Raw genomic sequence first — 17,656 nt, forward strand, 5'->3', positions numbered from 1 at the left:
GAGCACTTCATTATTAACATATTTATCACCTATCTCCGTGATAGGTACAACAACGTCTGTCAATGTTAATCCAATAATATCAACACGTTGCTATAGCTAGTTTGAAACGTGTTGATAGCAACCACAAACATGTAGAAAAGGATAACAACATGAAAGCTAGGAATTATTTTACAAGGCGAGTCCTTCCACCCATCCTATTTTCACTGCCAAGCATTGGGTATGCGTTTGAGTGTCCGCAAGGGGCTCCAAACATTTGTGCGCCCGCTACGGTCATTGAGGCTACCGTTCCCAATCTGTTGTCGACGGTCGCACCCGGTGATGCGCCTATTGTCTTGCGCACCACAACCTTAATTACAGCAGCATGGTTTGACGCCATTGCTCCGTATAGCGCACAGAGCTTAGGTGTCCACTCGAACTTAGGGCGTATCGATGCAGGTGACGGGGACAGTAAGCGAAACATCGCCATTATGTACGCAAGTCACAAGATATTGATGAGTTTGATGCCGCAATATGCCAACGACTGGGACCAGATGCTGACCTCAGTCGGACTGGATCCAGACAATCAAACTTTAGATCTCAGCCAGCCTGCTGGCGTTGGGAACACCGCTGGTCAAGCCATTGTTGCCGCTCGAGAGGCCGATGGTATGAATCAGCTTGGTACCGATTGCAACCAGTACTTCCCTAAACCTTATGCTGACTGCACAGGCTATCGACCGCGAAACAAAGCGGAAGCACTCATCAACCCACGACGATGGCAACCAGATACGTTGAGTTCTGGAAACGGCCTGTTTTTCTCACAGCAGTTTGTTGTCCCGCAGTTTGGTCAAACCACACCATTTAGCTATGAAACCCCAACGCTAAAAGCACCGTTTCCCAACAAATCTTATGCAGTTTCACTCTCGGGTACTCCCTTGGCTGCTTATAAGCAGCAAGCGGATGAAGTCATTGACGCACAAATCAACTTAACCGATGAGCAAAAGCTGCTGTCTGAGTTCTATGACAATAAAATTATTAGTTTGGGGTACTCAACCCTCGCGGCGACCTTCTATCATGGTTTGTCGCTCGAACAATTTGTTCAACTCGATTTTCTGGTGAACGTGGCAGCCTTCGACACAGGGATCACCATTTGGGACAACAAAAGGAAATACGATGCGGTAAGGCCATTTAGCGCCATCGGCTACCTATACGGAGACGAAGCCATCAGCGCTTGGGGCGGTCCGGGCAAGGGGATTGTCAACGATCTACAAGGCAGTGAATGGCGTCCTTACCTTCAATCGGCCAACCATCCTGAATACCCATCAGCCAGTGCAAGTTTCTGCCGAGCACACGCCACCTCTACGAAGCGTTATTTGGCTGAGCAAATTGGCTTAACTTCGCAAGAGGCAAACGATCTCAGCTTTTGGGTTCCAGGGTTCCTTCCACCTCAGTTTGCCGTGTTAGACAAGCAGCCTGGCACATCTCTCGTTGAGCCCGGTGTTACACCACAATCTCATACCGTACTTGGGTGGAATACATGGGATGGGTTCTCCGATGATTGCGGTATCAGTCGTCTATGGGCTGGCGTGCATTTCTACGACTCCATACCCGCAGGTCAGGCAATTGGTGACCCTATCGGCTCACAAGCCTACGAATGGTTAAAAACCTATATTGATGGCACCGCTTACTAAAGGCGCTTTCGTGTAAGTAGAACGAAAATCACTCGTGACTAGTTTGCATTTGTTGGATGGGGTTATCAGTTCTAACTTTGATTTTCATCCGCTCGTTTCCTATAGATATATCTAAGCTCAAAAAGAGCGCATAGTAATCAAGGAGAAACAGCGGATGTATTCCCATCAAGCCTCAGACTCGCAGCAAAGCCACCACGCCGCGAGAGCAGCCCTAGTTCAACGCCGCAAGCTCACATCACATGCAGCACCTTTGCAGGACAACCGCTCTAGTCCGGTGTCGCAATTACAAGCCAACGTTTTACAACTGGCCGGTGGAGCCAATGCCTACAAAGCGGGGAAAGGCGCGTATTGGCACATTCATTATGATCATGTGAAATTTGGCGGCTTAGCAGAAACACGCATCAACTTCGATCGCCGCAAAAGAAACCAGGTATTGCGACAAATGCACAAAATGAGGAATGTGCCTCCTCAAAGTAAAGAGGGAGCTCAGACGTATCGCGCGTGTCGAGAGTACATTCTTAAAAATGGAGTATGATGGCCTTCCAGCGTCAAAGGCTAGTGAAGAGGCTCAATTTGTAAATCACTGTAAAACAAATTGAATCACGACTTTAAATTGGTAGCGTATAGACATGAACTCTTAACGCACGCAGTTTGATTCGGACGCCTCATTATGCAAACAAGAACTTGGAAAGACAGCTTAGTCAAAACACAATACGTGATGGATGGCGTATTACTGATCGGCTTCATTTTAGTCTGCATTCCAAAAGTCACCGGAACATGGGCTCACGAGTGGTTGAGCCTACTGTTCATTGTCCCGCTGATTATACATTTATTGCTTCACTGGGATTGGCTGATTGCCTTACCTAAGAATTTTGTCCATCGTCAATCCAACAAAGATCGATTCAACGCTATTTGGGATGCCCTTTTCTATCTGGTTATGCTGATGGCGACATTGAGTGGCTTCCTAGTTTCGGAAGCCCTACTCCCGCGACTAGGACTACCTATCGATATCTTGCCTGTTTGGGCGAAACTGCACCACGACCTTGGTAATCTGGTGATGCCGATGCTTGGTGTGCACCTAGCTTTGCATTGGACTTGGATCAAAACAATGACCAAAAAAATGATGCCGCAGCGCAATAGAAAGGCAGGGACTCAATGAAATATTTAACCAAAAACTGGAAACAAAGAAGTGCAGTTATCCTACTAATCTCATTGATTGTCAGTGGGCTGATGTGGAGTGTTGAATTCTCATCATGGGCAGAGTCGATAAACGAGTCAGCCATGGCACTTGAACCCCAAAATGATGAAAAGTCGGCACCATTTCTGTTTATGTTCGCCATGTCATTTATCAAGCTAATTGTACTCACTTCCGTCCCTTTCTTCGTGACTTATGGGGTACTAACACTATTAAACAAAGTGAAAAAACGCTCACGAGGCACACCTCAGCCCAGTAAATACTAGTAGCTGTCTCAGATTTGAAATTTATAAAATTTAATACACCCTTAACATCCCTCTGACAGGGGCTGGCATGCATAGCAACTACAATTAATGACAAATAAATCAGTAATTGCTCGGATGCTACTATGAAACTTTCACTCACTGCCCTTGCTATCGCTACAACCACTCTTTTGGTAGGTTGTGGTGGTGGCGATTCTTCGTCTTCTTCTCCTGCACCTAGTACGGGTAAGTTCTCATTAGGAGTGTCAGATGCTCCTGTCGATGACGCTCAAAAAGTGGTTCTTGGTTTTAAAGACGTTGTACTCGTCCCTATTGACCCTCAAAGTGGCGAGAAGATCGGCGAGCACATCTTACTGGATGTCTCTAAACCAGAAGGAACTCTTCGTCAGATCGATTTAATGCAGTACCAAGGTAGCAATGCCGAAACCATCATACGAGACTACGAAATCAAGACGGGTCACTACGCGATGTGTTTGTACGCAAAAGACGGCCTTTTCCTTAACGATGATTCCACTTCCTATGTACAAAGAGTCGATGGCAGCCTAAAAGGTCTGGTAGTACCCAACAGAGGCAGTTGCTTTGGCTTTAAACCACTCGATCCGGATCAAGGCACGCTGGCATTCGCCAAGCCAAGTGAATCGATTGAGATTGTTGCAGGCATAAACAGCTATATCGTTGAGTTTGACTTAAGAACGGCGCTAACCGACCCACAAGGTCTCGACCACATGTTGATGAACCGTAATGGCGTAACACTGATTAACGCGTCACAAGCTGGCCATATACGCGGCAATGTGAACCCTACTCAATACCAAGCTTGTGAAGCAGACAGTGCATCATACAATGCCATTGGCAACGCTGACCCTGTGCATGCAGTCTATCTGTATGCTGGCTCAAGAGATCGCACCACAATGGGTGACGTTGGTGCCACCGGTGAACGACAGGCTCCGGTTGCTGTTGCGACTGTAGTCACGGGTCAAGACCAGTCCGGCGATACAACCTATAGCTACGAATTTGGACACGTAGGCGCAGGCACCTACAGCATTGGCTACACATGTACCGCATACATTGACCAACCTAGTACTGAAGAAACCGAACAAGAAGGCTTCTTGATCTATCAACACTACACTCCTGTTGATGTCGAAGAAGGTCAATACACTGAACAAAACATTGATCCTATTCTGTAGGTTGCTCCAGCACTAGAGCTTCACTTGGATTAGTGGACTTGCTTTAGGTTTATGTATCCAACCCCGCACGCCGGCTTACACCGAGTAAGTCGGCGTACTCGAAAACAGTGGCTCTAATAAGAAGAATAACCAACACTCCCTTGTCCTACCCGACTCCCTGCGATCACGTAACTCCCTGCAATCAAATCTAAAATCAGACTTTACTGGCGATCATCAGATTCGTGGCTTACTGTGTATAGAGTGCTCGTTAAGTTCTGCTGTTAAGGTTGAGCACCTATGCCGTTGGTTTAGGAGGGATATTTGGCCAGTGTGATCCAAGAATGTAACCGAGAACTCAATAAAGTCGTCCACTACTATCCTGAGGAGGCACGTATAAGCGTTGACTGTTTGCTCGCGCAGTTACTGTGCTGCGAAATTTTCCTGATTCAATACCCTATCCTTAACCATTTCAGAGGCAAAAGCTCCCCTTGGTATCATGTGCAGAACTTGCGCCATGCACTGCTTTCCACTCCTCGCCAAGGAACGATGAACTGTTATGAGGAGCCTATTTTCCAAGGTTGGTCGATGGCTAAAATTGATGATGCCCGCGTCTATGAAAAACCCATACCCGAAAGAGTTCGTAAAGCTTATCTCGACTATCAAGGTTTTATAGAGCAGCTAAGACCATAAGGTGATACGGCGCCAGCGATTCGTTGTTCTAGTCAAATAAAGCCATTCAACCAACAAATACCTAACCCCCCAAAGCCCCACTTCCATACAACACCTCACTCATAGCAACAGCTTGAGCGTTCAAAAAAACTTCTGATCCTGAATAGGCTTTATGTTAGGATGCCCGACCATTTTATGATGCAGGTCACATTTTAAACCACGTGACCACATTGAAATCCACAGCGCGACAGATATTCCGCGCTCCGTGAACAGTGATAATTTAATGTCAAATTCCAATACGGTTGAGGCTTGCTCAGCCGCATCAATATCCGCGTATGATGCGATTCATCCACCTGAACGCATCAAGAGCCTTGCTGAAAAGCTAGAAATGAACAACCCTGTATTCTGGCTCAGCGGTTCTTTCTTAACACTCTTTGTCCTCCTTGCATTGACGCACCCCGCCGCCCTCTCCAACGCCGTAAATTCAGGCTTTGACCTTGCCACCCGTTATTTTGGTGCCTTTTGGCAACTGCTTTTGATGGCAAATTTCATCATCGGTCTTGCTCTTTGCTTTGGTCGCACTGGTGATGTAAGGCTTGGTGGAATGGCACGCCCTGATGTTGAAAGCTTCAAGTGGATGTCGATTGTACTTTGTACTCTGCTCGCAGGTGGCGGCGTCTTTTGGGCCGCAGCCGAACCTATCGCTCACTACTTATCTCCACCACCGCTATTTGGTTCTTCATCACCAGAAAACAACGCAATTAACGCGCTGTCACAATCCTTTGTGCACTGGGGCTTTCTCGCATGGGCAGTATTGGGTGGACTGTCATCGATAGTGCTGATGCATTTGCATTACGACAAAGGCCTACCACTTAAACCCCGCACTCTGCTCTACCCATTGCTTGGACAGCGCGCCATTGAAGGCTGGGTCGGTAATACCATCGATGCCTTGAGCATCATTGCTGTGGCGGCGGGCACCATTGGTCCGATTGGGTTTCTTGGCCTTCAGATCAGTTATGCGATGCAAGCTCTGTTTTCTATTCCCGACACCTTTGCCACTCAGGCGACGGTGGTCATCATTGCGATGCTGTTTTATACCTTGTCTGCACTGAGTGGTGTTAATCGTGGCATTCAATTAGTCAGCCGCTACAACGTCATACTTGCTGCTGCGCTTATCTTGTTCATCCTAATCGCTGGGCCAACTGGTTTTATTATCGACAGTTATGTTCAAGGTCTCGGTACCATGATTGATCAGTTTGTGCCGATGGCGATGTACCGCGGTGATACTCAATGGCTGAGTTGGTGGACCGTGTTCTTCTGGGGCTGGTTTATTGGCTATGCACCAATGATGGCTATTTTTATTGCGCGTATTTCACGCGGCCGCACCATTCGACAATTAATTCTCTCCATTAGTATTGCTGCTCCCTTGGTGACCTGTTTTTGGTTTACCATCGTGGGTGGGTCTGGGCTGGCCTTTGAGCTGGCTACCCCTGGTATCATTAAGGCCGGATTTGAAGGGTTCAATATGCCAGGCGCGCTATTGGCAATCACTATGCAACTGCCGTTTCCGTTGTTGATTTCAATCCTGTTTTTAATTCTGACCACCACCTTCATTGTGACCACGGGTGACTCAATGACCTATACCATTACTATGGTGATCTCCGGCGACAAAGAGCCGAATGCGCTGATTCGCGCTTTCTGGGGTGTCATCATGGGTGCGGTAGCGATCGTGTTGATTTCGATGGGCAGTGGCGGCATTTCTGCATTGCAATCTTTCATTGTGATTACCGCAGTACCGGCGTCATTCATTATCGCCCCAAGTCTTTGGTACGCGCCTAAAATCGCCAATAGCATGGCGAAAACACAAGGCTTATAAATCACGAAGCCGATCTAAAAGGTCGGCTTCATCTTTCTTACAGCGCCTCAAACTAGCAGCACTTACTGCACATCCAAGCTAATCACGGTTTGTTGGTTATCCAAAATCAGGTGAATGCTTTCAGAGCTATCCAATAGCTTTTGGTTCAGCTTTTTGGTTCTCGGCACCAATGAGATCTTTCAGTGCCAACTTCACCATTGCGCCGCTGTTCATTTTTATCAAATAGGCGGTGTCATTAACGTATGCGCTGCTCTCTATCGGTGGAAAGTAGAGTACGGCAAACTCTTGTTTGTAGTCTTCGTAGATAGAAAAACAGTTTTTTGATTCGGATTGACACTCCGTTATCTCTTCTGGCACGTCGATTCGGTACTTGTCTGTCGTATCACGCAAAATGTGAATGTACTGCGCCTGCTGATGGGGCTGTCCGTAAAAGTGGTCATCATCTTTGCAATAAAGACGAGTCAAATCGCCTTTGCTACTGTGAGACACCGTCAGGTGCTTATCGACTGTATGATGGGCTAACGTACTCTCACTAATCCAAGGAACGTCGTAACCTCGATGATCCATTTCTGATAGCAAATAAGGCGCTTCCATATCGCCATACAACGCATCTAAAAACGTGTATTGATATTGGCCATTTTGAGCTTGATACTCTTGTGCTGCACCCTTGGAGTAACTCTCACTCAATGTGAGCATAGTGCCAGGCTTTTGCTCTGCGATTTCCAACTCAAGCTTGTTAAGCCTTCCGTACCGATAAGTTGTAATACCGCCGTTACTAGGTATTTCGCCAAAACTTCCTCACACAAAACATCATCCAATCACGCGCGAAGTCTATCGATTTATATTCCAAGAACCAAATATATTACTTTGCTGTGTGAGCCCACGCCGCTGAACGACGGCAATGGCTGCAATACAAGCACTGTGCTTGCTCAAAAAGGCACAAAGAACCTAAGTGCTATAACCGTAAAAAGTCACGCTCCACTTTGTCATGAAATAAACTGACACGCTCTAGCACCGACTCTAAGTGTTGCCGCTCCAATGTTGAGAGCTTAGCAAGAACAATGTCATCATTCACTTTGCAAAGGTCAGTGTATTCATCAATTTGGTTCATAAATCGCAGCTGCCAGATGTGATCAAATACATACAGCATGTCACGCAGTGTAGATGCTTCTATTTCCTGACGAGCAGCCAACAGTTTAAGGCGGGTAACCGTATTACTTTCTCGGATGTCATGTTTTAGTGCGTACAAGCGGCAGAAGATCTCCATCGGCCTCAAACATTGTTTGAGGTTTAAAGTCTGCTGTCCTTGATGATTGTCCGCTTTGATCTGTTTTGACTGCGTAAGTGGGATGTCATGCTGCAAACAGTTTTGCGCATAAGTGGTAAAGAACTGTGGTCGGCGTTTAAGTTGCTGCTGAATATTATCGTGCATCGCTTCCACCAACAGGCGCTCACCATAGGTAGCTCGGATGTCGAAAAACACATTCAGTTCAAGTATCGACTCAGGTGTTGCGTCGGTGATCCAGCGTTCAAAATTGTGATTCCATTCATCCAGACTCAAACACCACTGATGATTGGACGCCATGATGAGCCCTTCACAGTAACGGTACCCTGCCCGGTTCAACATGGAACAGACATTTTCTGCCAAACTCAGAAAGTAACGTCGAACCCGCCTTAGATCAGAAGGTTCTAGTTTGGCAGCATCAAAAACAATCGCATTGTCTTGGTCAGAAAACAATGTCATGTCATGACGGGCGTTGCTTCCAAATGAGATAAACGCAAATGGCACTGGCGGCTCACCAAGCTTGGCAATCGCCAGATCGATAAATCGGCAGATGGCCGCATCATAGGCGGTACCGATGATGCGACGTAACAACTCAGGTCGGCAGCCCGATTCAATCATCTGCCTGATGACCAAGGTTAATTGATTGAGCGTTTCCACCACATGAGCCGACGAATGGCTCTGCTCAATTTTACGAATGATATCGGCACCGATTGGCTGATAGTCTCGCACTTCATCGACCACACCAAAACTGCCACCATAGATTTTACGCGTAATCGGGCGAAACGAGAGAACGTGTCCCTGCTTCTCGGACAAAAATATACGCGACGAGCTAAATATAATATCTAGGGTGTTGCCATGCTTGGTGGTTAGCTGCGCTTCAAACTCTGCTGGCTCCGCCTGGCCATCAAATAACGCTTCAAGGTGCGCCAACACTTTGGCATTTTGAGGCGAGTTAGAAAACAAACGAGACCAACTGCCTTGCTTTTCGAGGTCGTGCTCGCTAAAGCCAACCATACGATGCAGACAGGCATTTGAGTATATGATTTGCCCATCGGTTTCAAGGAGGTAACCTTCGTTAGACGACTCCACCAACGCACGATAGCGATCTTTTGCTTCATGTAAGGCTATTTCTGCACGTTTTTTGCGATTTTCAATCACTTTACTCTGCGACATCACAAAGCCCATACAGACCACAAGACCGGCAAAAATGGCCGCAAAAATGGTGTAAAGCGTGCCTTCAAGCTTATCGATACCTTGCTGGACGTCATCCAAGTAAACACCTGTACCTATGATCCATTGCCACTCGTCAATGCCTTGCACATAGGTCAGTTTCGGCGTGGTCACATCCGCTTGGTCATTCCACTGCCACAGGTATTCTAAAAAACCATGTTGGTGATTCTCGACCAGCTTAGTAAATTCAACAAACACCGCGACACCATCACTATCTCGATAATCACTGAGATCTTGCCCAGTCAGATCGGCGCGATAGGGGTGCATCACCATGCTAGGCTGGGTATCAATAACGAAGAAGTAGTCACGGTTATTGGGACCATAGCGCATAGTTTCAACTTCATTCTTGGCACGGCGCTTTGCTTCATCGGAACTCAGTTGACCTTTTTGTTCTAGCTCAATGTAGTTATCAACAATACTTACCGCAGAGGAAGTGAGCTGCGCTAACATATTGCGCTTTTGCTCAACCATCGACTGTTCAACAAAAGGGACGATGGCAAAAATTATCGCCGCGACAAACAAGATCAGCGCCAATATCGACGGTGCGACAATGCGCAAAGTAAAACGATTAAAAACACCGCGACTTTCGGTATGACGAGCATGCAACCCATCAAAGTAATCCATTAACTCATTCGCACTCAGCACAGCACTGAGTTCATCGCCATCATGGGCATCGTGGTATTTGGTTTGAAACGTGCCGTTTTCAAAATCTGCACGGGAAGGAATATAGCCGTCGTAATCATCACGAATATGAGTTTCAAACACATTGCGTATCTGCTGGCGCGAATACTGGCCACTGAACTCTTGATACGCCTCATTCAGCGCTTCTTTACAGTGTCGAAACCGACGATGATCGTAGGGATCACGAGTCACTGCCCCCTGTTTTAGAGCATGATCAAATCGATCGTGTTCGAAGAAACCATCGATCCATTTATGAATGTCTTCGGCGCGGAGTCCGAATAATTGCTCCGTTCGATTGGCGTGCTCTGATATCTTCATTATTGCTAGGTGTTTGATTTCATAAGTTAATAGCAAGAACCTGTGCTCGGACTCGCAACTACAACAAAAAACTCACTTTACCCCGCGATCATTGGTGACATGCTAATCCAAATCAATAAAAGGCATTTTCAATTTATTTACCTTTCATTCAATAGTGAAACACGGATCCAGCCAGTGCTGATGATTGGCACTGGCTATCACTAAGGAGAAACCAAGTATTCAAGTCTCCCTTCTGGCATAAAAAGAAGGAGTTCGGTAGCGGCTGGGATGCCGACTCGTATCAATCGAAGGTTGGTATACCGAGCGCAAGTAGACTTGATTGAAGACTGGTTGTTCTCCCTCTCATAAGGAAAAAAGACGAATGTCTGGAAGTAGTAAAACCTTTTATAGGGATATGCGCCGCAAGGCTCAAGAGTTTAAAAGCAGGGAAGAGTTTCTGAACCATGATCTTAAGATCATGAGCTTCAGACGATGGGGTATCCACTTACCCTTTCGTGATTACAGTATCGAAATAGAGGACTGGGTACCGGCGATTGCCGCCACCATAGGTAAAGTGGTCATGGTGACGGCCATGGTCGCTGTGTTTGCGGCTCAATTTGGCTTATCACCAGAGTTTGTCGCAGAGAACGTACGTTATGAGCTGCTTATTGCGGGCGCTTTATTCGTTATTTTGTTCTCTGCGATTCTTAACCCTAATGCGAACCTTGCTGGAACGCATGGGCCGATGATACCGCTGATACCCCTTGTGGCTGCCGCAGGTGGACACCCACTCGCACTCGGTATAATGGTGTGCGCATTCGGGATGATACTCGCGCTCACCAAAGGGGGCTCCAAGTTGATGACCCTCACCGGGGTTGGTGTACGGGGAGGCTTGCTGATTTATTTGGGTGCCGTCGGCCTAATCAGTCAAATCAATAAAACCGAAGCATGGGCAAGTGCTAGTGGTCATGGCTATATCTCGTTTGCGGTGATTGGCGTGACTGTGTTGGTGTACGCCTACCTAGCCAAAGTGAACAAACGCTGGCTCGCTATCCCGCTTTGCTCTGCAATTGCTGGTATTGTCGCGTACACCATGGGCGCTGAATTTGCCTTTACCACCGAACCCGGCTTGCCACATTTAAGTCCATTCTACTGGTGGGGTGAAGACACCGGCTGGAAACTAGGTTGGCCGACACTGGAGCACTACATTGCGGTTGTACCATTTGCACTGTTGGCTGTGGCGATGTGGTCGCCTGACTATTTGGGTCACCGTGTGTTCCAAGAGTTGAACTATCCAAAAGAAGCCAAGGGCGTATTGATGAACGTTGACGACACCATGATGGTGGCATCGATTCGTCAAGGTGTCGGCTCGCTACTTGGCGGCTCAAACCTTGCGTCCTCTTGGGGTACCTACATGATCCCGGCAGCAATTGCCAAACGCCCTATTCCAGGCGGCGCACTGCTTACGGGTATTTTGTGTATTTTGGCCTCAGTGCTGGGCTATCCAATGGATTTAGCCATGTGGGAGCCAGTGCTGCGCGTCGCTTTGATTGTTGGTGTATTCCTGCCTCTGCTTGAAGCAGGCATGCAGATGATTCACAAACACAAAGACTCACTCAGCGCCGGTATCTGTATCTTCTCGTGTGCCTTTGTGAACCCTGTATTTGGCTGGGCAACGACTATGCTGCTCGACAACATGGGCTTCATTGGCGATAGCGAGCGCGCTAAAACGCTGTCTAAAAAGGACAAGTACCTGATCCCAGGTCTTGCGTTTGTAATCTGTATTGGCTCACTCGCGGTCGTTGGTCAATTACCGGGTATCCCTGCTTTGATTGGTAACTAGCCCTACGTTATCGACTCTCACTCAAGCGCCTTCTTTTAGTAAGGCGCTTTTTCTCACCTCATTTTAATCGTAACGTGATGTCGCTCGGCAGAGAGACATAATGATCCCAAAACACACGCCTTGCGTGATCATTGCGGTACCACCATAGCTAAAAAACGGCAGCGGGCTGCCCATAACAGGTAATAGACCACTGACCATGCCAGTGTTAATAAACGCGTACAAAAAGAAACTGAGCGCTAGTGCACCACACACCAAACGGCTGTAGGCATGATGGCAGTGGCAGGCAAGCCATAGCGCTCTCAGCGTAATAAACAGGTAGAGCGACAGCAGCAACACGCAGCCAACAAACCCCCACTCTTCTGCAAACGCAGAGAAAATGAAGTCTGTGTGACTTTCTGGAATAAAGCCTAGCGAGCTTTGAGTCGCATTGGTCCAGCCCGTCCCCGTCACCCCACCAGAACCAATGGCGATATGAGACTGGATAATCTGATAGCCCGAGCCAAGCGGATCACTTTGCGGATTCAAAAACTGCAATATGCGTTTCTTTTGATACGTTTCTATCACAAAAAACCATAGCAAAGGGGCTGAGGTTGCCACCAAAGCGACAAAGCCTCCGATGATCTTCCAACTCATGCCAGCGAAATAGAGCACGAACAGCATGTAAATCACACCGAAGATGGCCCCATCCAAGTCTGGCTGAATAAAGATGAGACCTGCCGGAATGGCGGTCATCAAAATAGCTGCAATCAGCCGCAAGCCACTTGGCCTTGTGCCTTCCCTTTGAATAAACCAAGCTACCATCATTGGAATAGCCAGCTTTACCAACTCTGAGGGCTGAAACCGAACCCCAGCAATACTGAGCCAGCGCTGAGAGCCATTACTGCTGTCTCCTGCCAGCACCACGCCGACTAGCAAGATAATGGTGAGTAAATAGAGGTGTGGTGAGAAACGTCGATACTGTTTCGCCGGTATCGACGCCATGATCAGCACGCAGGTCAGTGCGATGCCACAGCGCATCAAGTGGTTAGTCATCATCGCTTCACTGTAACCACTGGCACTCCAAATGGTCAGCGAGCCAAGCATCATGATCGAGATAATCGCCAGCAAGATACTAAGATCGAGCTGAGGAGTCTTAAAATTTTTCAACATGGGATTCTAATCAGAGGCGCTGCTAACGCCTCCTATGTGTTAACTAGGAAATAGAAAGCTATTAAAGCTTGTTGAGGCGACGTTTTTTATCACCGATAAGCCGACGTAGACGCCAAGTCGCAAAGGTGAAGATCGCCGCGCAGAGCGTTGCGACAGGCGCTGCCATTAACACCATGGTGGCAAAACGGCTAATAGGTTCAGGTAGAGATGGTAAGAGGAATCCTACACCGGCCAGCAAGGCAATCCACAAGCTGGCACTGAACCAAGCAAAGTAATGGAAACGCTGCACTTCATGCAGTCGAATCCCCATCACCATCGGCACTAAGCAGCGAACACCTGGGGCAAATCGAGCCATGAACAGAGCAATAAGCCCATGGCGACCCAAAAGGTTATCCACCATCTTCATGTTGCTCTCGGGGACTTTGTTTACCCAACCTTGGACAACCGGCAGGCGGTTTAGCCAGCGCCCTTGTAAATACGCAAGCCAGCTGCCCACGGAAGCGGCAATGATAAGCAGCGCAAACGCGAGAAATGGGTTAAGAACCCCTACTGCAGACAAGGTACCCACCAGCACTACGACACTATCGCATGGCAAAGGTGCAGCAGGCAGGAAGCTGCTTTCGAGAAAAATAAACAAAGAGACCAAAACATAGATCAGTACGGCACTGCCAGGCGACAGCAGTGCGTCGAAGTCTTGATGCCAAATAGCAATCAACACCTCTTGAGTCGCATCAAACATAGACACTCCAAAAGCTTAACGAAATAAGAAAGTTAAATCTTTGAAAACGTGACTAACGCGAGTGGATGAAACGAAATTGTAGGTTGGATTCTTGCCAGCCACCGAGTCGAGGGTTAGCAAAGGCGAGATAGCTACTTGGGGTAGTACGCCTTAGCTGCGCAAGCATAAGCCACGTCGTCAATGAAAACGCAACCATCAACCAAGGCAAGGGATCGCTCGGTCGAAACTGGGCTTTGTGTAATGGTACTCGCCATGTAGAAGGACGTAAAAGTTGATTCTCGTTGGCGAGGTCGGGCGCCCGCTCTGGATTTACCACCGCAGGCTGATAAGAAAACGTCATCTCACTAATAGACTCGGCGACGCTGCTCAAAAGCAACATCGTTAGCAAAGTCAGCAGTAATGGGAAGAAGTTAATCGTTCGCTTCACACAGAAAGCCTAGTAGTGGGATCTGCTTATATGTACTGCTAAGCGCTCAAAAAAGCAATGAGAAAATAACGACTCTTAACTGGCTTAGAACTCTCGATTCATCTTCGATAAGCACGAGATAAGCAAAGCCTCTTGCCCCTCATCAAAATGGCGGGTGATGTCTTTGACCAAACTCAGGTGCAATTGGTTGTGATGACGATGAATCGCTTCCCCCTCTTCCGTCAAACCCACCACAATCGCGCGGCGATCATTAGGGTGTGGGAAACGCTCAATCAAGTTTGCAGCAACCAGCTTATCGACCTGTACCGTCAGGGTACCAGTTGTGATCCCCAGTTTATCGGCAAGCTCTTTCATTCGCATTGCACCATGCACACCCAAAACCTCTATGGTGTGTACTTGCGCCAATGAATATCCCGTCTCTTTAACAACGGACTGCTCCCAAGATGACATCTTGTCGTAAAACTCGGTCAATAGCTGGTTTAGCGTTTCTAGATCCTGCATTAAGTCGAACGTACTTCTAATGTGAGATGGCTAATCTTATCAAACTTGCTGAGTTTTTGTTTGTACGCCTGCAAAGAAAGCGTGTCTTGAGACACTAAGGTAATGGCCGCAGCATAATGATGACCGCTCACTCTCCACATGTGCAAATCAACCACCTCTGCTGAGGGGGCAAGTTCATGACGAATCTCAGTTCGATACGTTTCCTCTACGCTCTCGTCGAGCAAAATAGGACTGGTTTGTTTTAAAAGATTAAGCGTCCACTTACCAATAACCAGAGCCCCAACAATGCCCATAAATGCATCCAGCCAATTCCAGCCATAGAGCTTACCGAGAATTAAGGCTCCAATGGCGAGCACGGAGGTCAATGCGTCCGCTAAAACATGCAAGTAGGCAGCTCTTAGATTGTGGTCGTGATGATGTGTATGCCCGTGGTCATGGTCATGGTCATGGTCATGGTCATGGTCATGCGAATGATGATCGTGATGATGGTGCTCACCCAGTAAAAACATACTCGCGACATTCACCGCAAGTCCAATAAAAGCAACAGCAATAGCCTCATTAAAATAAATCGGCTGTGGATTGAACAATCGATGCACCGATTCAACGATCATCATAAGCGCCACAATACCCAGTGCAATGGCACTGGTATAACCCCCAAGCACGCTGACTTTACCTGTACCAAATGAAAAACGCTCATTGTTCTGATGTTTCTTCGCATAACGATAGGCAAATAGCGTAATACAGAAGGCCGCGGCGTGTGTGCCCATGTGCCAACCATCCGCCAAGAGTGCCATCGAACCGTAAAAGGTTCCTGCCACTATTTCGACGACCATAGTGGTGACCGTCAGCAGCAGCACATAGAGCGTTCGTTTTTCACCTTGGTGATTATGACTAGAAAAGTCATGAGAGTGAGGCGCAGATTCAAAAGACATGGGATACACTTAGTTTGATTATCAAAATACTTGACTATCAATTTAGTTTGACTATCAAACAAAGTCAAAGAGTAAGCGCCTAGATCCCGAGAAAAAGTTGAAAGCAGCAACACCTCATCACTGAATCTGGGGGCTTTCAGCAAAACAACCCTCAACATCGAACCCAATCTAAAGACATTGATAGGAAAAAACTATCAACTAAATAGGAGTAATTTACTTCTGTTACTGAGAATTATTATCAATAATGAATTCATCGACACAGATTAACGTTCATGAGGGTAACGTAATGATCAAGACACTTACTTTTGCAGGTATCCACTTCTCTATCGCAACCATGGTTGCGTTCGCTCTGACTGGAGACTTCTTGCTTGGTAGTCTGGTCGCTATGGTGGAGCCGACTATCAATACCGGCGCGTTTTATCTTCATGAGAAGCTTTGGCAGAAACTGCCTTACCTAAAACGACGTGAGTCAAAGACTCAAGTGAAAACGGCCAGCTTTGCTGTTATTCACTTTAGCGTAGCATTCAGTGTTACTTACCTACTGACTGGCGATGCCTTTATTGGCGGTCTAATGGCAACGATTGAGCCAGCCATTAACTCGGTTGCTTACTTCTTCCATGAGCGTGTATGGCAACGCAATAAACACAACGTGACACCACTTAGTATCACCAAAGCGGCGGTTGCGTAAGCCACTAAATCTTCACAATCCAATGTGTCAGCACGCTCCTATCAAAAGTGCTGACATATTGGACAACGCATCACGAGCAAATCCAATAGGGGTCAAGTCTTGCGTTTTGCCTTTCAAAGCTGATCCTTTATAGTAGAACGTTCATACACTTATGAGACGACCGACACCGTTATGAGCAGACCACTACGAATCGAATACCCAGGCGCCCTCTATTACGTAAACTCGAAAGGCAACGACGGACAGTCTGTTTTTCAAGACCGCGAAGATTTTGAGCTGTTTCTTCAAGTGCTCGATCACACGGCAACGCGCTACAACTGGATGGTTCATGGTTACTGCTTAATGAAAGATCAGTATCACCTGCTGATTGAAACGCCAGATGGCAACTTAAGTATTGGTATGCGTCAGCTCAACGGTGTCTATACGCAGCGCTTCAATCAAAAACACGGTCGCAGTGGGCATTTGTATCAGGGTCGCTTTAAATCGATTCTTATTGATAGAGACGCACACTTCCTTGATGTCGGACGCGATATTTTGCTCAGCCCAGTCAAGGCCAATATGGTTGTGGATCCAGAAAGTTACCCGTGGAGCAGTTGGGGTTACCTAAACGACAGCAAATCTAAACCTGCATGGTTTGTCATCGAACCAACTCTCAAATCGTTTGGCACGGAGCGCGAGCAAGCGCTTAGCCACTACAAGCAGTTTGTGCTCGAAGGTAAAGACTACAATCCATGGCAACACTTAAAACGCCAAATCTTCTTAGGTGATGAGGCCTTTATTCAGCGTCACTTAACGCAATTAGGGTCACTTACCGAAGCAATGGGTGAGATCCCAAGTGCCCAGCGACGCGCAGCTCCGCTCAGCCTGAAACAATATGAGCAGAAAGCCAATAGCCGAGATGAAGCTATTTGCCTCGCGTTTCGCAGTGGTGGCTACACACAAAAGCAGATTGGCACTCACTTTGGCCTCCATTACTCACGCATCAGTCGGATTGTGTCTAAGGGACAAGCTTAATCACCGACCCGTTAGTGTCATACAAACAAAAGCCAGCAAT

General features: G+C 47.3%; 17 protein-coding genes. 10 read left to right on the top strand and 7 right to left on the bottom strand.

What is annotated here, in order from left to right:
* Nucleotides 1-149: 149 nt before the first annotated feature.
* The 7 genes from AAA946_RS11760 (at nt 150) to AAA946_RS11790 (ending at nt 6,833) form a co-directional block, all read left to right on the top strand.
* Entirely contained in the window at nt 150-1,667 is a 1,518-nt protein-coding gene (locus tag AAA946_RS11760; RefSeq protein ID WP_338165017.1) for a DUF6851 domain-containing protein, read from the top strand.
* 154 nt (nt 1,668-1,821) lie between these two features.
* Nucleotides 1,822-2,202 (top strand): hypothetical protein, encoded by a 381-nt coding sequence (locus AAA946_RS11765; RefSeq protein ID WP_338165018.1) that lies wholly within the window; start codon nt 1,822-1,824, stop codon nt 2,200-2,202.
* 135 nt (nt 2,203-2,337) lie between these two features.
* Nucleotides 2,338-2,826 (top strand): DUF4405 domain-containing protein, encoded by a 489-nt coding sequence (locus AAA946_RS11770; protein WP_338165019.1) that lies wholly within the window; start codon nt 2,338-2,340, stop codon nt 2,824-2,826.
* Entirely contained in the window at nt 2,823-3,128 is a 306-nt protein-coding gene (locus AAA946_RS11775; protein ID WP_338165020.1) for a hypothetical protein, read from the top strand. The genes AAA946_RS11770 and AAA946_RS11775 overlap by 4 nt, the downstream gene beginning before the upstream one ends.
* 122 nt (nt 3,129-3,250) lie before the next feature.
* A complete protein-coding gene (locus AAA946_RS11780) occupies nt 3,251-4,309 on the top strand; it encodes a DUF4382 domain-containing protein (RefSeq protein ID WP_338165021.1) in 1,059 nt (352 codons plus the stop codon).
* A 300-nt stretch (nt 4,310-4,609) separates the two neighbouring features.
* Entirely contained in the window at nt 4,610-4,978 is a 369-nt protein-coding gene (locus tag AAA946_RS11785; RefSeq protein ID WP_338165022.1) for a hypothetical protein, read from the top strand.
* Between the two features lie 262 nt (nt 4,979-5,240).
* Nucleotides 5,241-6,833 carry a BCCT family transporter gene (locus AAA946_RS11790; RefSeq protein ID WP_338165023.1) on the top strand — a complete coding sequence of 531 codons (1,593 nt, stop codon included), beginning with the start codon at nt 5,241-5,243 and terminating at the stop codon, nt 6,831-6,833.
* Nucleotides 6,834-6,959: 126 nt separating this feature from the next.
* Here the strand turns inward: AAA946_RS11790 and AAA946_RS11795 are convergent, their stop codons facing one another.
* Nucleotides 6,960-7,529 (bottom strand): hypothetical protein, encoded by a 570-nt coding sequence (locus AAA946_RS11795; protein ID WP_338165024.1) that lies wholly within the window; start codon nt 7,527-7,529, stop codon nt 6,960-6,962.
* Nucleotides 7,530-7,788: 259 nt separating this feature from the next.
* A complete protein-coding gene (locus AAA946_RS11800; protein WP_338165025.1) occupies nt 7,789-10,347 on the bottom strand; it encodes a DUF294 nucleotidyltransferase-like domain-containing protein in 2,559 nt (852 codons plus the stop codon).
* Between the two features lie 361 nt (nt 10,348-10,708).
* Here AAA946_RS11800 and AAA946_RS11805 point away from each other — a divergent pair, with 361 nt between their 5' ends.
* The gene (locus AAA946_RS11805) at nt 10,709-12,169 is read left to right on the top strand and encodes a DUF3360 family protein (RefSeq protein ID WP_338165026.1); all 1,461 of its coding nucleotides are present in this window, start codon (nt 10,709-10,711) and stop codon (nt 12,167-12,169) included.
* Between the two features lie 63 nt (nt 12,170-12,232).
* Here the strand turns inward: AAA946_RS11805 and rodA are convergent, their stop codons facing one another.
* The 5 genes from rodA to dmeF form a co-directional block, all read right to left on the bottom strand.
* Nucleotides 12,233-13,318: a rod shape-determining protein RodA gene (gene rodA / locus AAA946_RS11810; RefSeq protein ID WP_338165027.1), complete on the bottom strand. Its 1,086-nt coding sequence runs from the start codon at nt 13,316-13,318 to the stop codon at nt 12,233-12,235.
* A 61-nt stretch (nt 13,319-13,379) separates the two neighbouring features.
* Nucleotides 13,380-14,057 (bottom strand): DedA family protein, encoded by a 678-nt coding sequence (locus AAA946_RS11815; RefSeq protein ID WP_338165028.1) that lies wholly within the window; start codon nt 14,055-14,057, stop codon nt 13,380-13,382.
* A gap of 52 nt (nt 14,058-14,109) precedes the next feature.
* Nucleotides 14,110-14,484, bottom strand: coding sequence for a hypothetical protein (locus AAA946_RS11820; protein ID WP_338165029.1), 375 nt, complete (start codon nt 14,482-14,484; stop codon nt 14,110-14,112).
* 84 nt (nt 14,485-14,568) lie between these two features.
* Nucleotides 14,569-14,985 carry a MarR family winged helix-turn-helix transcriptional regulator gene (locus tag AAA946_RS11825; RefSeq protein ID WP_338165030.1) on the bottom strand — a complete coding sequence of 139 codons (417 nt, stop codon included), beginning with the start codon at nt 14,983-14,985 and terminating at the stop codon, nt 14,569-14,571.
* Complete coding sequence (gene dmeF, locus AAA946_RS11830; RefSeq protein WP_338165031.1) at nt 14,985-15,917, bottom strand: CDF family Co(II)/Ni(II) efflux transporter DmeF; 933 nt, start codon at nt 15,915-15,917, stop codon at nt 14,985-14,987. Before dmeF ends, AAA946_RS11825 begins: the two co-directional genes overlap by 1 nt.
* A 286-nt stretch (nt 15,918-16,203) precedes the next feature.
* Here dmeF and AAA946_RS11835 point away from each other — a divergent pair, with 286 nt between their 5' ends.
* Together AAA946_RS11835 and AAA946_RS11840 are read left to right on the top strand one after the other, a co-directional pair.
* Entirely contained in the window at nt 16,204-16,605 is a 402-nt protein-coding gene (locus AAA946_RS11835; protein ID WP_338165032.1) for a DUF2061 domain-containing protein, read from the top strand.
* A 171-nt stretch (nt 16,606-16,776) separates the two neighbouring features.
* Complete coding sequence (locus AAA946_RS11840) at nt 16,777-17,616, top strand: transposase (protein ID WP_338165033.1); 840 nt, start codon at nt 16,777-16,779, stop codon at nt 17,614-17,616.
* The last annotated feature ends 40 nt before the right edge of the window (nt 17,617-17,656 follow it).

Source organism: Vibrio sp. 10N (assembly GCF_036245475.1).
Lineage (GTDB): Bacteria > Pseudomonadota > Gammaproteobacteria > Enterobacterales > Vibrionaceae > Vibrio.

What these genes read in the sequence shown, in the direction of transcription:
- AAA946_RS11760 (WP_338165017.1), top strand. Translation starts at nt 150, where the DNA reads ATGAAAGCTAGGAATTATTTTACAAGGCGAGTCCTTCCACCCATCCTA.
- AAA946_RS11765 (WP_338165018.1), top strand. Translation starts at nt 1,822, where the DNA reads ATGTATTCCCATCAAGCCTCAGACTCGCAGCAAAGCCACCACGCCGCG.
- AAA946_RS11770 (WP_338165019.1), top strand. Translation starts at nt 2,338, where the DNA reads ATGCAAACAAGAACTTGGAAAGACAGCTTAGTCAAAACACAATACGTG.
- AAA946_RS11775 (WP_338165020.1), top strand. Translation starts at nt 2,823, where the DNA reads ATGAAATATTTAACCAAAAACTGGAAACAAAGAAGTGCAGTTATCCTA.
- AAA946_RS11780 (WP_338165021.1), top strand. Translation starts at nt 3,251, where the DNA reads ATGAAACTTTCACTCACTGCCCTTGCTATCGCTACAACCACTCTTTTG.
- AAA946_RS11790 (WP_338165023.1), top strand. Translation starts at nt 5,241, where the DNA reads ATGTCAAATTCCAATACGGTTGAGGCTTGCTCAGCCGCATCAATATCC.
- AAA946_RS11795 (WP_338165024.1), bottom strand. Translation starts at nt 7,529, where the DNA reads ATGCTCACATTGAGTGAGAGTTACTCCAAGGGTGCAGCACAAGAGTAT.
- AAA946_RS11800 (WP_338165025.1), bottom strand. Translation starts at nt 10,347, where the DNA reads ATGAAGATATCAGAGCACGCCAATCGAACGGAGCAATTATTCGGACTC.
- AAA946_RS11805 (WP_338165026.1), top strand. Translation starts at nt 10,709, where the DNA reads ATGTCTGGAAGTAGTAAAACCTTTTATAGGGATATGCGCCGCAAGGCT.
- rodA (WP_338165027.1), bottom strand. Translation starts at nt 13,318, where the DNA reads ATGTTGAAAAATTTTAAGACTCCTCAGCTCGATCTTAGTATCTTGCTG.
- AAA946_RS11815 (WP_338165028.1), bottom strand. Translation starts at nt 14,057, where the DNA reads ATGTTTGATGCGACTCAAGAGGTGTTGATTGCTATTTGGCATCAAGAC.
- AAA946_RS11825 (WP_338165030.1), bottom strand. Translation starts at nt 14,985, where the DNA reads ATGCAGGATCTAGAAACGCTAAACCAGCTATTGACCGAGTTTTACGAC.
- dmeF (WP_338165031.1), bottom strand. Translation starts at nt 15,917, where the DNA reads ATGTCTTTTGAATCTGCGCCTCACTCTCATGACTTTTCTAGTCATAAT.
- AAA946_RS11835 (WP_338165032.1), top strand. Translation starts at nt 16,204, where the DNA reads ATGATCAAGACACTTACTTTTGCAGGTATCCACTTCTCTATCGCAACC.
- AAA946_RS11840 (WP_338165033.1), top strand. Translation starts at nt 16,777, where the DNA reads ATGAGCAGACCACTACGAATCGAATACCCAGGCGCCCTCTATTACGTA.